Here is a 15,152-nt window from a genome sequence, read left to right as displayed (position 1 = left end):
CGTGACGGTGGCACCGCAGATTCCCGGCGGTACGACGCCGGGGAGGGCGGAGGGGCCGGGCGCGGCGGTACGGGGGCCGGGGTTGCCGGGGGCGCTGTCGCCGGACGGCGGTTCGCCCGCGGCCTCGGGGCGGCTGTGGCGTCGGGGCGAGGAGGCCCTGGGACGGGCGAGAGTGCGGGCGGAGCGCGTGGCCCGGGAGGGCTACGCGTGGGTCGGAACGTGGCTGCGGTTGTCGCCCACGGCGGTGGACGCGGTACTGGCGACGGGGCTGTTCATGGTCACCGTGGCGGCGCTGCGCGTACCCATCGGCGACCGGCCGGCGCTGCTCCTGCCGCTGCATGCCGCCCTGGTACTGCCGCTGGTCCGGCGGCGGCGCGCTCCGATGACGGTGTTCTGCTGCATCGCGGGAGCGGCCTTCGTCCAGTGGGCGTGCGATGTGCGGATCCCGACCGACATCACGCTGCTGCTGGCCCTCTACGCGGTGGCCGCCTACAGCACCCGGCGCCGTACGCTGCTGGCCTTCGGCCTGCTGGAGCTCGGCATCCTGCTGGCCACTCTGCGGTGGTCGGTGCACGACCGGGGCACGGGGACGTTCGTGTCGCTGTCGGCGATGGCCACCGCGGCGATGGTGCTCGGGCTGAACATGCGCAGCAGGCGGGACCGGCTTGCGGCGTTGGAGGACCGGGCGGTGCGGTTGGAGCGGGAGCGGGACCAGCAGGCGCAGCTGGCCGTGGCCGGGGAGCGGGCCCGGATCGCCCGGGAGATGCACGACATCGTGACCCACAACCTGTCGGTCATGGTGGCGCTCGCGGACGGTGCGGCCTTCGCGCAGCAGCAGTCGCCGGAGCGGGCGACGGCCGCGATGCGGCAGGTGTCGGCGACCGGACGGCAGGCGATCACCGACATGCGACGCTTCCTCGGAGTGCTGCGGGCCGACGAGCCCGACGCACTGCGGCACCCGATGCCGGGTATCGGCCGGCTCCCGGCGCTGGTGGAGCAGGTGCGGGCGGCGGGGCTGCCGACCCGGCTGAGTGTGACGGGTGATCCGGCACCGGTTCCGGCGGCGGCTCAGCTGACGGTCTACCGGCTGGTGCAGGAGGCACTGACCAATACGCTCAAGCACGCCCCCGCGAAGACCCGGGCGGATGTGCGGATCGGCTGCACTCCGGAGGAGGTGACCGTGACGGTGACCGACGACGGCGCGGGCGCGGGGCCCGTACCCGACCCGGGGCGGCCCGCGGGGCACGGGCTGCACGGGATGCGGGAGCGTGCGGCCGCGTACGGCGGGCGGCTCACGGCTGGGCCGCTGCCTGGCGGTGGCTGGCAGGTGGCGGCCGTTCTCACCCTGACGAATCCGGAGGAGTTGTGACCGCAGAATCAGCACCGGCGACCGCTCGGCAGGGGACGGCTTCCCCCGGGGCGGTACAGGCGGCCCCGGCGATCCGGGTGCTGCTGGTGGACGACGAGCCGTTGCTGCGCATGGCCTTCACCATGGTGCTCGACGCGCAGGCCGACATGGCCGCGGTGGGCGAGGCCGGCGACGGGGCGCAGGCGGTGCGGATGGCGCGGCAGTTGCGTCCGGACGTGGTGCTGATGGACGTGCGGATGCCGGGTACGGACGGGATCGAGGCGACGGCGAGGATCGTCGAGAGCTGCCCGCAGTCGCGGGTGCTGATCCTGACGACCTTCGACCTGGACGAGTACGCGTTCGCCGGGCTGCGCGCGGGAGCGTCCGGCTTCCTGCTGAAGAACGCGCTGCCCGAGGAGCTGCTGACCGCGATCCGCTCGGTGGCCGCGGGTGACGCGGTGGTGGCGCCGCGGATCACCCGGCGGCTGCTGGAGCACTTCGCCCACCAGCTGCCCGCGCCGGGTGGAGCGGAGGGGCAGGAGAGCGCCGAGCGGCTGTCGCGGCTCACGGCCCGGGAGCGCGAGGTGCTGGTGGAGGTCGGCCGGGGCCTGTCCAACACCGAGATCGCGGCGTCGTTGCATCTGGCGGAGGCCACGGTGAAGACGCACTTCAGCCGGATCCTGGTCAAGCTGGAGCTGCGTGACCGGGTCCAGGCGGTGGTCTTCGCGTACGAGTCGCGGCTGGTCCACCCGGCCTGAGCCGCGGGCGCGGTGCCGTCAGGCGGGGAGGGGGCCCTGCGCGGCGGGGGCTCCGGCCTGGTCGGCGGCGGTGACGAGGTCGCGGGCCCGCTTCACGTCGTCCGCCATCCGTTCCAGCAGCGCCTCGATCGTGTCGAACTTCTCCATGCCCCGCAGGTAGGTGAGGAAGTCGACGGCGACGTGCAGCCCGTAGAGGTCCAGGTCGACGCGGTCGATGGCGTAGGCCTCGACGGTCCGGGCGGTGCCGTCGAAGGTCGGGTTGGTGCCGACCGAGATCGCGGCGGGCATGGCTTCGTCGCCGACCCGCAACCAGCCCGCGTAGACGCCGTCGGCGGGGATCGCGGTGTGCGGCAGCGTCTCGACGTTGGCCGTCGGGTAGCCGAGGTCGCGGCCGCGCTGCGCGCCCCGGACGACGACGCCCTCCACGCGGTGCGGACGGCCCAGCACCTCCGCGGCGCCCTCGACGTCGCCCGCACCGATGAGCCGCCGGGTGAGGGACGAGGAGAAGGGTTCGCCGCCGCCGGCCTCGCCGCGCACGAACAGGTCGACGACCTCCAGCTCGTAGTCGTACTTGAGGCCCAGCGCGGAGAGGAACTCCACGTCGCCGGCCGCCTTGTGGCCGAAGCGGAAGTTGGGGCCCTCCACGACATGGCGGGCGTGCAGGCCGTCCACCAGGACCGTGCGGATGAAGTCGCTCGGCGACAGCTGGGAGAACTCGCTGGTGAAGGGAAGGATCAGCAGGGCGTCCACGCCCAGGGCGGCGACCAGCTCGGCGCGGTGGTGGTGCGCGGAGAGCAGCGGCGGGTGGCTGCCCGGCCGGACGACCTCGCTCGGGTGCGGGTCGAAGGTCACGACCACCGAGGGAAGCCCCAGCTCGCGCGCCCGCTGCACCGCACGGCCCATGATCAGCTGATGGCCGCGGTGGACTCCGTCGTAGGAACCGATGGTGACGACGCAGCGCCCCCAGTCACCGGGAACGTCGTCCAATCCCCGCCAGCGCTGCACCTTGACGCTCCGCTTCCTCGCTGAATCACTGACTCTCACTTTTCTGCAAGGCCAAGACTGCCATGCCGGTGCCCGCAGGCGCGCGTCCCCCCTGGACGGCGGTCCGCGATTCGGCGCACATCCGCCCGGCGGTCCGCGCAGGACGGCCGTCCGCCGCCCGGCGGGTCACGGGGTGCGGGCGAGGCGGCGGCGGGCGCTGGGGCCGAGCAGCGGGTCCCAGATGGCCGTGTCCGTCAGCCAGGTCAGCAGGAGCCGCGCGAAATCGGGGGCCGTGGCGGCCAGTTCGACGACGCGGCGGTCGAAGTGCGCGGCGCCCTCCGGGGTGCGGCCGAGCAGCAGCGCGACCCGGCGGACCAGGTCGTGGGTGAGCGGCGGTGGCCTGCGGCCCGCGCCGTCCGCCGCGGCGGTGAGGAGCGCGTCGAGCACGTCGGGGTCACGTTCGGTCTCCAGCGCGACGTCCAGCAGTTCCTGCCGCAGCGGGCGGGACAGATGGCTCCCCGGCGCGGCCAGAACGGCCATCAGGGCGCCGCGGACGGGGGCGGGGTGGTCCCGCAGCAGCGCGGTGGTCAGCGGCAGCACGACCGACCGGACGCCGGGGCCCTGTTCGAGCCGCACGTCCAGGAAGCGGGCGGCCCCCGCCGCGCCCGAGGGGCGGTACCGCAGATGGTCCTGGACCAGCGCGGCCGTCCGGCGTGCGAGCGCCGGTTCGGTCACGGCGGCCAGCTCCGCGAGGAGGTCCGCCTCGTCGCGGCCGGGCGACGCGGCCCGCAGCCGGGTCCGGAAGGCGGCGAGTACGGGCTCGGGGTGGGTCGGCAGGGCCGCGGCCAGTGCGGCGGCGGGCAGCCGCGGGTCGGCGGCGGCGAAGCGGTCGAGCGCGGCGGGCAGATGGCGGCCGCGGGTGGCCGGGTCCCGGACCAGCATGCCCAGCGCGGCGCCGTGCAGCGAGGCGTCGCCGGGCCGGGACAGGAGGGCGAGCGCGGCGTAGCGCAGCAGTTCCCGGTCGGCGCCGGAGCGGACGGCGAGCGCGGTGCGGGGCCCGTACGCGGCCGCCGCCGCGTGGCGTACGGGGCGCGGATCGTGCGCCCAGCGGTCCACGGCGCGGCACACCGCCGAGGGCTCGTCCTCGGCGAGCGCGGCGAGCAGCTCGTCCGCACAGGGGTGTGCGGCGGCGACCAGGGCCTCGGTCAGGTCGTCGACGGCGAGCCCCCGGTGGGTGTGCAGCAGGGCCTGCGCGGCCGATGCCACGGTCAGCCGCGGTCCCGGCATGCCCGGCGGCGCCTGGAGCGGGCGGTCGTCGTCGAACCAGCCGCACACGACGGGCAGCACCGCGGCGGGCGCCGCGCACAGCAGGCCGGCCACGGCGGTCAGGAAACGGTCGGCGCGGTCCGGGCCACCGGAAGCGCCGCCACCTGCCCGGCCACCCGGCAAGCCACCCGACGGGCCGCCGGGCGGGGCACCCGGCGGCCCGTCCGCGGGGAGCAGCAGGCGCAGCAGGTCGAGGCGCTCGGCGAGCGGCAGCCGTACCCGGCGCCAGAACCACGGCCCGAAGTCGCCGAGTGCGCCCATGCCCTCCGGGGTGAAGCCGCCGCGCTCGACGGCGCGGACCGCGACGCGCGCGGCCAGGTCGCGCAGCACGCCGAGGCACACCGCGGCGTCCGGCAGCCGCAGCAGCACCTCACGCAGCAGATGCGCCGCCCACCACAGGGCGTCGTCCTGCCGTTCGGCGGGGCCCGGCGCGGCCACCCGCCCGGCGGGAGCCACCTCCTCCGGCCACCCGCCCGGCTCGCCGTCCTGCCGCCACGCCTGCGCGGACCCGGCGGTCGGGCGGGCTCCCGGTCTTCCGCGGCCTGCGGGCCGCCAGGCCGCCGTGCCCGACCCGCTGCGGGTCGTACCGTCACCGGCCGGGAGGGCCGTACCGCCCGCCGCGGACGCGGCAGGTCCGCCGTGCGGCAGCTCCCACACCCCTCCCGCCGGGCCGCCCGTCGCGCCCCAGCCGGGCCAGGGCGGCGGCTCCTGCGCGCGGCCGCCACGCGGCGCGCGCCGTCCCGGACGGGTCGGCGGGCGTTCCTCGATGCCCCGGGCCAGCCATCCGGGCAGACCGGCCGGAGGCACGGGGATCCCGGGGGCGGAGGAGGCCGCAGGGGGCGCGGGGGCCGCGGGAAGGACGGGGTGCGGCGAGCGCGGGTCGGGGACGGTGTCCGCGTACAGGTCCAGATCGAGTCCGGGAGCGGGAGGAGGCGGCGGCGCGGGCTTGCGCGGCGCGCAGCGGGTGGGCGGCGGGGTCCGCCGGTCCAGTGCGCGGAGCAGGCCGGTCAGATGCCGGCGGAGCGCTTCCGGCGGAGCCGCCAGCAGCCCCTGCACCACCGGGCCCGCACGGTGCCGCGGGACGGGCAGGGAGCGGGGCGCCGACGGCGGCGCGACCGGCGGGGCGGGCGGCACCGGCGGCAGTTGCCCCGCGCGGGCCGCCGGGCGGGACGGCAGCCGGACCGGTGCTTCGGCGGCAGCCGCGGGGGGAAGCGCGAACCAGCGGTGCACCAGGGCGTGCAGGGCCGCGTCCAGGTCCAGGTGCAGGGCCTGGAGCCAGTCGGCGGCCTCCTCGTGGGCGAAGCGGTAGCCCGCGCCCGCGGGCACGAGCAGGCCCTCGGTCAGCACGGCCGAGGCCCAGCCGGTGCGCCACGGGAAGAGCTCCTCGAAGGCCTCGCGGTCCAGTTCGCCCTGGCCTGGGCCGAGGCAGCGCCGGGCGGCCTCGTGGACCTGCCCGGCGACCCGCGCGGCCAGCCGCCGCACCCCGCCGCCCCGCACCGGGGGCTCGGCGGCGGCCGCGAGCCGTACCGCGACGCGCAGGCACACCAGGTCCAGGTACGCGGCGAAGACCTCTGCCCGCGAGGGGCTGCCGCCGGTGTCCTCCGGCAGGGCGGCGCGCACCTCGGACAGCAGGCGCAGCGTGAGCGGGTGCGCTGCGTCGGCCTCGCCCAGCGCGCCCTCGGGCACGCCGTAGCGCAGCCGCGCGGCCGCGGCCTGCGGGCCGTCCAGGTCGCCGAGCCGCAGGCACGCGGGCAGTGCGGGGGCGTCGTGCGCGTGCGGCGGGCCCGGCGGCCCGTACAGCAGCGCGGGCGGGAGCAGCCGCCCGGCGCGGTCCCAGAACTCCGGGCGGCAGGCGACGACCAGCCGCGTGTTCCCCGCGCGCAGCCAGTCGGCGGTGCCCGCCGCCCAGTCGGCGAGCGCGTGCGCCAGGACCGGCGGCATCTCCTCGGGCGCGTCCAGCAGGACCAGCAGCGGCCGGCCCGCGGCCCTGGCCAGCGCCGCGACCGCGTCCGGCGAGGCGTACGGCGGCTCGCCGGACGCCCCGGCCCCGACGATCCGGGCGGCGGTGCGCAGCGAGCGCTCCACCGCGTCCCGCACCCCGCCGTCCGCGGGCCGCAGTTCCGCGCCGCGCAGCCACACGGTCGGTGCGGGCAGCGGGCCGCGGGCCCGGCGGGCGGCGAGCCGGGCCAGCTCCGTGGAGCGGCCGCTGCCCGGCTCGCCGACCAGGCCCAGCACCAGCGGGGCGTCGTCGCCGAGCGTGAGGAAGTCCCGGAGCACGACGGCCACGTCGGGCCGCGCGACGGGCTCGCGCCACTCCCCCGGGCCGGTCGCGGTGCCGACCGAGGTCGCGGTGAGCTGCAGGGCCCCGGCGAGGTTGAGGTGCGGACCGTAGCCGGGAACGGTCGCGGCGTTGCGGTCCAGCAGCTCGGCGAGGGCGGGCGGGGCGCCCGCGCGGCGCAGCGGCAGCGCGAAGCCCGCCGCCCGGTGGCCGGTGTGCAGCGCCGTCGCGACGACGCCGAGCACCGCGCCGGTCGCCGCGTCGATCACCGGCGCGCCCGAGGCCTGCGGCGCGACCCGGCTCATGTCCGCGCCGTCCAGGGCGAGTTCGTAGACGTCCTCGATCAGGTGGAAGCGGTCGGTCGCGGTGTAGGTCACCGCGGCCGCGCCGATGACCGCGCCGTCCGTGCGGTGCGGCAGCCGGACCCGTATCCGCCGCTCGGGGTGGGCGGGGCCGCCCACCGCCACGGGGAGCGGCGGCACGCCCAGGCCCTCGGTGGCCACCAGCGCGAGGCCCTGCTCGGGCAGCGGGGTGATCGCGGCGGACTCCGCCAGGCAGAGCCGGCCGCCGGGGGCGTGCAGGACGAGGCGGGCGAGGCCGTCGACGGCCTCGTGGCTGGTCACCATCGTGCCGTCGGCGTCGGCGAGGAAGCCGGTGCCGCGGGGGCGGCCCGCGAGGTCGCAGACGCGGATCAGGGCGGAGTCCGGTCCGCCGTTCTTCGCTGCCGCCGCTGTCACTGTCATCCGGACGTCGCCTCCCCCCGTGCCGCCGTGCCCCGTTCGTCCCGCTTCGACGGTACGGCGCGATGTGTCGCCGGACGACACTTCGAGGGGGGTTACGCCACCTGTGCGCCGCGGTTTCGCGCCGCGCGCTCCGCCATTCGGGGGGCTGCTGCTTGCTCGTTCCGCCGCCGGACGCTCCGGGATGCCGCTCGCGGCTGTGCCGCGGCCGTCCGCCGGTGGGGGTTGCGCGCGCAGTTCCCCGCGCCCCTGCGAGGCGCTGCCCCTGCGGAGGGCGTGACGCATCAGGGGCGCGGGGAACTGCGCGACAAGCCCCCGCCCGCGGAAGGTCGCGGCACTACCGCAAGGGGCAGCCCGAGGCGAAAGGGGCGCGGGGAACGGCGCGCGCAACCCCCACCCGCGGACGGCCGCGGCACAGCCGCAAGGGGCAGCCCGGGGCGGGAACCTCAGGAGGGGAAGCCCGCGAGGATGCGGGCCTGGCCCTCGTGGGGTTCGACGAGGGCCAGCAGGCGGCCGTCGGGCGCGAAAGCGGCGGTCGGGCCGGGGGGCAGGTCGGGGACGGCGATGCGGACGCCGTGGGAAAGGAGCTGCGCCTGGTCGGGATCGACGTCCCAGCGGGGGAAGGCCGCGGCCGCGGCGTCCTCCAGGGGGAGGACGCCGAAGTCGTCGGCCAGCTCGTCGAGGGTGCGCGCGCCGGTCAGGTCGTAGGGGCCGACCCGCGTGCGGCGCAGCGCCGTGAGGTGCCCGCCGACGCCGAGGCCTGCTCCCAGGTCGCGGGCCAGCGCGCGGATGTACGTACCGGACGAGCAGACCACCGTGACGTCCAGGTCGAGGACGCCCTCGTCCGGCGCACCGGGCCGTACGTCCTGGACGGTGAAGGAGTGCACGGTCACCGGGCGGGCCGCGAGCTCGAACTCCTCGCCCTCCCGGACCCGGGTATAGGACCGGACGCCGTTGACCTTGATCGCGCTGACCTTCGACGGCACCTGCTGGATGGGCCCGGTGAGCGCGGCGATGCCCGCGTCGAGGGCCTCCCGGGTGACCGCGGCGACGGCCGCGGGCGGCGCGGAGTCGGTGACCTCGCCCTCCGCGTCGTCGGTGACGGTGTTCCGGCCGAGCCGGATGGTGGCCCGGTACTCCTTCTCGGTCAGCGCGAGGTGGCCGAGCAGCCGGGTGGCCTTCTCGACGCCGACGATCAGCACACCGGTCGCCATGGGGTCGAGCGTGCCGGCGTGGCCGACCCGGCGGGTGCCGGCGAACCGGCGCACGCGGGAGACCACGCCGTGCGAGGTGAGCCCGCCGGGCTTGTCGACGACGACGAGCCCGGAGGGGGCGGTGGGACGCGTCATGCCTGCGACGTACCGCCCTCGGTGCCCTTGTCCTGCGGGGCCGCCGAGTCGTCGTCGGGCCCGTCCTCTTCCGCGTCGTCGAGGTCCGCGTCGTCGAGGTCCGCGTCGGTGTCCGCGGGCTTGCGGTACGGGTCGGCGTCCCCGGCGTACTGCGCGTCCGTGGCGGTCTTGCGGACCTCCTCGTCGGCCGCCCGCGCCTTGGCGAGCAGGTCGTCGATTGTGCGCGCGTTGTCCGGCAGGGCGTCGGCCACGAAGGCCAGGGTGGGCGTGAAGCGCACCCCGGTCTGCCGTCCGACCTCGGACCGCAGGACGCCCTTGGCGCTCTCCAGGGCCGCGGCGGAGGCCGCCCGCTCCTCGTCGTCGCCGTAGACCGTGTAGAAGACCGTCGCCTCCCGCAGGTCGCCGGTGACCCGGGTGTCGGTGATCGTCACGTAGCCCAGCCGCGGGTCCTTGATGCGTCGCTGCAGGGTCTCGGCGACCACGACCCGGATGCGGTCGGCCAGCTTGCGCGCCCGCGCGGTGTCGGTCATCGTCTTCTTCTCTCTCTGTCCTGGTTCGTCGTGCTCGGCGGCGGGGAGGCGGCGCGGGGGGCCGCCGCCGGGCCGTCACCGGCCGGGCGGCGGGCTCCCGCCCGCTCAGTCGTCGTCGCCGTGGATCCGCTGCCGTGTCGACAGCAGGTCCACCTCGGGCCGGTCGAACATCCAGCGTTCGCACCGGTCGAGTACGTCCTTGACGTGCCCGAGGTCCCCGGACACCACCGCGAGTCCTATCTCCGCCCTGCGGTAGAGGTCCTGCTCCCCGGTCTCGGCCACGCTCACACCGAACTTGCGGTGCAGTTCGGCGACGATCGGACGGACCACCGACCGCTTCTCCTTCAGGGACCGTACGTCACCCAGGAGCAGGTCGAAGCGCAATGTGCCTGCATACATGGTTACGACGGTACAGGCGACGGCCGGGGCCATCGACGGGATTTCCCCGCCGACGGACCCCGGCCCCTGACGCGTGTCAGCCGCGCGGCTTCTCGCGCATCTCGTACGTCGCGATGACGTCGTCGATCTTGATGTCGTTGTAGTTGCCGAGGTTGATACCGCCCTCGTAACCCTCACGAATCTCGGTGACGTCGTCCTTGAAGCGGCGCAGGCCCTCGATGTTGAGGTTCTCGGCGATGACCTTGCCGTCGCGGAGCAGTCGGGCCTTGGTGTTGCGCCTGACCTCGCCGGAGCGCACGAGCACACCGGCGATGTTGCCGAGCTTGGAGGAGCGGAAGACCTCGCGGATCTCCGCGGTGCCGAGCTCGACCTCCTCGTACTCCGGCTTGAGCATGCCCTTGAGGGCCGCCTCGATCTCCTCGATGGCCTGGTAGATCACCGAGTAGTAGCGGACGTCCACGCCCTCGCGTTCGGCCATCTGCGCGGCACGGCCGGCCGCGCGGACGTTGAAGCCGATGACGATGGCGTCGGAGCCGGTCGCCAGGTCGATGTCCGACTCGGTGACCGCACCCACACCGCGGTGCAGCACGCGGATCTCGACCTCTTCGCCGACGTCGAGCTGGAGCAGCGAGGACTCCAGGGCCTCGACCGAACCGGACGCGTCGCCCTTGATGATGAGGTTGAGTTCCTGCACCAGACCGGCCTTGAGGGCCTCGTCCAGGTTCTCCAGGGAGAACCGCACGCCCTTGCGGGCGAAGCGGACGTTGCGCTCGCGGGCCGCACGCTTCTCGGCGATCTGCCGGGCGGTGCGGTCCTCGTCGACGACCAGGAAGTTGTCGCCGGCGCCGGGCACGTTGGTCAGACCGAGGACGAGGACCGGGGTCGACGGAGTCGCCTCGTCCACGTTCTCGCCCTTGTCGTCGAGCATGGCGCGCACCCGGCCGTAGGCGTCGCCCACGACCATCGTGTCGCCGACCCGCAGCGTGCCGCGCTGGACCAGGACGGTCGCGACGGCGCCGCGGCCCTTGTCCAGGTGGGCCTCGATCGCGATGCCCTGCGCGTCCTGCTCCGGGTTGGCCCGCAGGTCGAGCGAGGCGTCCGCGGTGAGGATCACGGCCTCCAGCAGGCTGTCGATGTTCAGACCCTGCTTGGCGGAGATGTCGACGAACATGGTGTCGCCGCCGTACTCCTCGGCCACCAGACCGAACTCGGTGAGCTGGCCGCGCACCTTGGTCGGGTCGGCGCCCTCGACGTCGATCTTGTTGACCGCGACCACGATCGGCACGTCGGCCGCCTTGGCGTGGTTCAGCGCCTCGATCGTCTGCGGCATCACACCGTCGTTGGCCGCGACCACCAGGATCGCGATGTCGGTGGACTTCGCACCACGGGCACGCATGGCGGTGAACGCCTCGTGACCCGGGGTGTCGATGAAGGTGATCGCGCGCTCTTCGCCGTTGACGTCGGTGGCCACCTGGTAGGCACCGATGTGCTGGGTGATGCCGCCGGCCTCGCCCGCGACCACGTTGGTCTTGCGGATCGCGTCGAGCAGGCGGGTCTTGCCGTGGTCGACGTGACCCATGACGGTGACCACCGGCGGGCGGGAGACGAGCATCTCCTCGCCGCCCTCGTCCTCGCCGAACTCGATGGAGAAGGATTCGAGCAGCTCGCGGTCCTCCTCCTCCGGGCTGACGATCTCCAGCACGTAGTTCATCTCGCCGGCCAGCAGCTCCAGGGTGGAGTCCGAGACCGACTGGGTGGCCGTGACCATCTCACCGAGGTTGAGCATCACCTGGACGAGCGACGCCGGGTTGGCGTTGATCTTCTCGGCGAAGTCGGTGAGCGAGGCACCGCGCGACAGGCGCACGGTCTGGCCGTTGCCGCGGGGCAGCAGCACGCCGCCCACGGACGGGGCCTGCATGGCCTCGTACTCCTGGCGCCGCTGGCGCTTGCTCTTACGGCCGCGCGCCGGGCGTCCACCCGGGCCGCGTCCGAACGCACCCTGTGTGCCGCCACGGCCGCCGGGGCCGCCGGGACGCCCGCCGAAACCGCCGGGACGCGGGCCGAAGCCGCCACCGCCACCGCCGGCACCGCCGCCGGGACGCGGGCCGCCGAAGCCGCCGCCGCCACCGCCGGGACGGCTGCCGGGACCGGCCGGACGGCCGGCGAAGCCGCCGCCACCACCGCCGGGACGACCGCCCGGACCACCGGGACGACCGCCCGGACCGCCGGGACGGCCACCGGGACCGCCGGGACGGCCGCCGGGGGACGGGGCGGGACGCTGCGGCATCATGCCCGGGTTCGGGCGCGGGCCGGAACCCTGCGGACGGGGCATGCCGCCCGGACTCGGACGGGCACCGCCGGCGCCCGGGGCACCCTGGCCCGGACCCGGACGCGGAGCGCCGCCGGGACGCGGGGCGCCGCCGCCGGGCCCTGCCGGACGCGGGGCACCGCCCTGGCCGCCGCCGGGACGCGGCGCGCCACCCGGGCGCGGCATGCCGGTGGAGCCGGACGTGAACGGGTTGTTGCCCGGACGCGGGCCCGCGGGACGCGGCGCGCCGGGACGCGGGGCACCGCCCTGACCGGGCGCGGGACGCCCGCCGGGACGGGAACCGGAGTCACGGCCGTCACGCTGGCCGCCCTCACGCTGACCGCCGCCCTGTGCGGGACGCGCCGGGCGCGGACCGGGGGTGGGGCCGGGACGGCTCTGCTGGTTCTGGTTCTGGTTCGCCGGGGGCGCGGCGGGCGGCGCCTGGAACTCAGCGGCCGGCACGGGGGCGGCGGGGCTGGGCTTCGGCGCGGCGGGGCCGGGCTTGGGCGCACCGGGGCCGGGCCGCGGGCCGGAAGACGGCGCGGAGCCGCCGGCCGGCGCGGCGGGGGCCGCGGGGGTGGAGCCGCCGGCCGGCTTGGGCGCCGGGGCAGCAGGACGGGCCGGCGCACCCGGGGTGGGGGCAGCCGGCTTGGCGGGCGCGCTCTTGCGCGGCGCCGAGGGCTTCGCAGCGGACTTGCCGGCGTTGCCGCCGCCCGGTCCCTGGAAAGCGTCGGTCAGTTTACGGACGACCGGTGCCTCGATGGTCGAGGACGCCGAACGGACGAATTCGCCGAGTTCCTGGAGCTTGGCCATGACGACCTTGCTCTCGACTCCCATCTCTTTGGCGAGTTCGTAGACCCGGACCTTAGCCACATCGCTCCTTTTAGGTCCGGGGTGTCCACCGGACCGTCGCTACTTCATGGGCGTACTCATCGCGTACTCATCGAGTGCTCATCGCAATCTCGACCTACTTCCATCTCGCGAGGTACCTGATCGCACGGGACGGGCCCGTGCCGTACTTCTTCACTGCACTTCTTACGGGGCTGCCTGCTGCTCGACAAACCGGCGCACTTCCGCGGTGTCGGGCGCCACCGGGCTTTTGAAGGCCCGGCCGAACGCCCGGCGGCGTACCGCCAGGTCGAGGCAGGCAAGGGCGGGATGCACATACGCACCCCGACCGGGCAGCGTACCGCGACGATCGGGGACGCACGCGTCCCCGTTCCTCACCACACGCAGCAGTTCGCTCTTGGCCGCTCGCTGACGGCACCCGACGCACGTACGCTCCGGGCATGCTGGCGACAGCGTCCGACCAGACACTCTCTAGTCTACCTCCCCGCACGGACGTCACTCCTTCGAGTACGCCCACGTACGGCTGTTCGTTTCTGGTTCGCCCCGCGGAGCACGTGATCCGGCCGCGCAGGGGCGGGTTTCAGCCTTCCGGACGCGACTGCACCGGTGACTGGCCGCCGGACGGCGACTGCTCGGTGCCCTCGGTGTCGGGACGGATGTCGATCCGCCAGCCGGTGAGCCGGGCGGCGAGCCGCGCGTTCTGGCCCTCCTTGCCGATGGCCAGGGACAGCTGGTAGTCGGGCACCGTCACCCGCGCGGAGCGGGCTCCCGCGTCCACCACCTCGACCCGGGACACCCGGGCGGGTGACAGCGCGTTCGCCACCATCTCGGCCGGGTCGTCCGACCAGTCGACGATGTCGATCTTCTCGCCGTTCAGCTCGGCCATCACCGCGCGCACCCGGGCGCCCATCGGGCCGATGCAGGCGCCCTTGGCGTTGAGCCCGGAGCGCGCCGAGCGGACCGCGATCTTGGTGCGGTGGCCGGCCTCGCGCGCGATGGCCTCGATGGTCACCGAGCCGTCGGCGATCTCCGGCACCTCCAGCGCGAAGAGCTTCTTCACCAGATTGGGGTGCGTGCGCGACAGGGTGACCTGCGGCCCGCGGACGCCCTTGGCCACCCGTACGACGTACGTGCGCAGCCGGGTGCCGTGCTTGTACTCCTCGCCGGGGACCTGCTCCTGCACCGGCAGCAGGGCCTCCAGCTTGCCGATGTCGACCAGGACGTTCTTGGGGTCCTTGCCCTGCTGGACGACACCGGTGACGATGTCGCCCTCGCGGCCGGCGTACTCGCCGAACGTCACGTCGTCCTCGGCGTCGCGCAGCCGCTGCAGGATCACCTGCTTGGCGGTCGACGCGGCGATGCGGCCGAAGCCCGAGGGGGTGTCGTCGAAGGCGCGGGGCTCGGCGCCCTCGGCGACCTCGTCCGGCTCCTCGGTGGCCCACACCGTCACGTGTCCGCTGGTGCGGTCGAGCTCCACCCGGGCGCGCCGGTGGCTGCCGGGCTCGCGGTGGTAGGCGATCAGCAGCGCCGACTCGATGGCCTCGACCAGCAGGTCGAACGAGATCTGCCGCTCCTGCACCAGACCCCGCAGGGCCTTCATGTCGATGTCCACGGCTACGCCTCCTCGGTCGTCTCGTCGATGTCGCTGTCGGTATCGGTATCGGTGTCGCTGTCGAGGTCGTCGCCGTCGTCGAGGTCCGTGTCGCCGTCGGCGTCCTCGGGCGCGCCGTCACGGCGGGTGAACTCGACCTCGACCCGGGCCTTCGCGATCTCCGCGAAGTCCGCGCGGGCGGGCTTGGGCTTGCGGCCCTTGACGCCCGGCACCTCCAGGTCGAGACCCGTCTCGTCCACCGCCATGATCCGTGCGATCAGCTCGCCGCGCTCCTTGAGCGCCAGCTTCACCAGCCGCCCGGTGTTGCGCCGGAAGTGCCGGGGCTCGGTCAGCGGCCGGTCGGTGCCCGGCGAGGTGACCTCCAGGACGTACTCCGCCTGGCCCATCACGTCCGAGGCGTCCAGCGCCTGCGACAGCGAGCGGCTGATCTCGGCCACCGCGTCGAGCTGGACGCCCTCCTCGGAATCCACCACGACCAGCAGCTGGCGGCGACGGCCGGAGGCACTCAGCGTGACCTCCTCCAGTTCGAGGCCCGATTTGTCGACGAGCGGCTCGAACAGCGCGCGCAGCCTCTCGCTCTGGGTGGTGCTCATCCGGGTGACTCCTCGGCCGCGTGTGCTGTTGTGGTGGAAGGTCGTGTGTAAAGGCAAGGCTACCCGAGCCGGGGCGGC

11 protein-coding genes are annotated in these 15,152 nt (G+C 75.2%); 2 read left to right on the top strand and 9 right to left on the bottom strand.

The window, feature by feature from the left end:
* Position 1 precedes the first annotated feature (1 nt).
* Positions 2–1,369: a sensor histidine kinase gene (locus ACWERV_RS14505; RefSeq protein ID WP_452932746.1), complete on the top strand. Its 1,368-nt coding sequence runs from the start codon at positions 2–4 to the stop codon at positions 1,367–1,369.
* 71 nt (positions 1,370–1,440) lie between these two features.
* Positions 1,441–2,106, top strand: coding sequence for a response regulator (locus tag ACWERV_RS14500; RefSeq protein WP_452932802.1), 666 nt, complete (start codon positions 1,441–1,443; stop codon positions 2,104–2,106).
* A gap of 18 nt (positions 2,107–2,124) precedes the next feature.
* On the opposite strand, the gene ACWERV_RS14495 is transcribed toward ACWERV_RS14500, so the two are convergent.
* From ACWERV_RS14495 to rimP, 9 genes are all read right to left on the bottom strand, one after another.
* Complete coding sequence (locus ACWERV_RS14495; RefSeq protein ID WP_452932744.1) at positions 2,125–3,111, bottom strand: bifunctional riboflavin kinase/FAD synthetase; 987 nt, start codon at positions 3,109–3,111, stop codon at positions 2,125–2,127.
* Positions 3,112–3,276: 165 nt separating this feature from the next.
* Positions 3,277–7,437, bottom strand: coding sequence for a trypsin-like peptidase domain-containing protein (locus ACWERV_RS14490; RefSeq protein ID WP_452932743.1), 4,161 nt, complete (start codon positions 7,435–7,437; stop codon positions 3,277–3,279).
* A 443-nt stretch (positions 7,438–7,880) separates the two neighbouring features.
* Entirely contained in the window at positions 7,881–8,783 is a 903-nt protein-coding gene (gene truB, locus ACWERV_RS14485) for a tRNA pseudouridine(55) synthase TruB (protein WP_452932741.1), read from the bottom strand.
* Positions 8,780–9,313, bottom strand: coding sequence for a 30S ribosome-binding factor RbfA (gene rbfA / locus ACWERV_RS14480; protein ID WP_398186597.1), 534 nt, complete (start codon positions 9,311–9,313; stop codon positions 8,780–8,782). Before rbfA ends, truB begins: the two co-directional genes overlap by 4 nt.
* Before the next feature lie 105 nt (positions 9,314–9,418).
* Positions 9,419–9,712 carry a DUF503 domain-containing protein gene (locus ACWERV_RS14475; protein ID WP_452932739.1) on the bottom strand — a complete coding sequence of 98 codons (294 nt, stop codon included), beginning with the start codon at positions 9,710–9,712 and terminating at the stop codon, positions 9,419–9,421.
* 76 nt (positions 9,713–9,788) lie between these two features.
* The gene (infB, locus tag ACWERV_RS14470; RefSeq protein ID WP_452932737.1) at positions 9,789–12,893 is read right to left on the bottom strand and encodes a translation initiation factor IF-2; all 3,105 of its coding nucleotides are present in this window, start codon (positions 12,891–12,893) and stop codon (positions 9,789–9,791) included.
* Between the two features lie 162 nt (positions 12,894–13,055).
* Positions 13,056–13,337, bottom strand: coding sequence for a YlxR family protein (locus ACWERV_RS14465; protein WP_452932735.1), 282 nt, complete (start codon positions 13,335–13,337; stop codon positions 13,056–13,058).
* A gap of 112 nt (positions 13,338–13,449) precedes the next feature.
* Complete coding sequence (nusA, locus tag ACWERV_RS14460; protein ID WP_452932733.1) at positions 13,450–14,481, bottom strand: transcription termination factor NusA; 1,032 nt, start codon at positions 14,479–14,481, stop codon at positions 13,450–13,452.
* Positions 14,482–14,483: 2 nt separating this feature from the next.
* The gene (rimP, locus tag ACWERV_RS14455; RefSeq protein WP_452932731.1) at positions 14,484–15,074 is read right to left on the bottom strand and encodes a ribosome maturation factor RimP; all 591 of its coding nucleotides are present in this window, start codon (positions 15,072–15,074) and stop codon (positions 14,484–14,486) included.
* Between the last annotated feature and the right edge of the window lie 78 nt (positions 15,075–15,152).

The organism is Streptomyces sp. NPDC004031 (genome assembly GCF_053604375.1).
The sequence above is the reverse complement of the archived record's forward strand: the minus strand, read 5'-3'. Positions and strand labels throughout refer to the sequence as shown.

Bases quoted from the DNA above. Each gene is read 5' to 3' on its own strand.
- ACWERV_RS14475 (WP_452932739.1), bottom strand. From the start codon at position 9,712: ATGTATGCAGGCACATTGCGCTTCGACCTGCTCCTGGGTGACGTACGG.
- ACWERV_RS14490 (WP_452932743.1), bottom strand. From the start codon at position 7,437: ATGACAGTGACAGCGGCGGCAGCGAAGAACGGCGGACCGGACTCCGCC.
- rimP (WP_452932731.1), bottom strand. From the start codon at position 15,074: ATGAGCACCACCCAGAGCGAGAGGCTGCGCGCGCTGTTCGAGCCGCTC.
- truB (WP_452932741.1), bottom strand. From the start codon at position 8,783: ATGACGCGTCCCACCGCCCCCTCCGGGCTCGTCGTCGTCGACAAGCCC.
- rbfA (WP_398186597.1), bottom strand. From the start codon at position 9,313: ATGACCGACACCGCGCGGGCGCGCAAGCTGGCCGACCGCATCCGGGTC.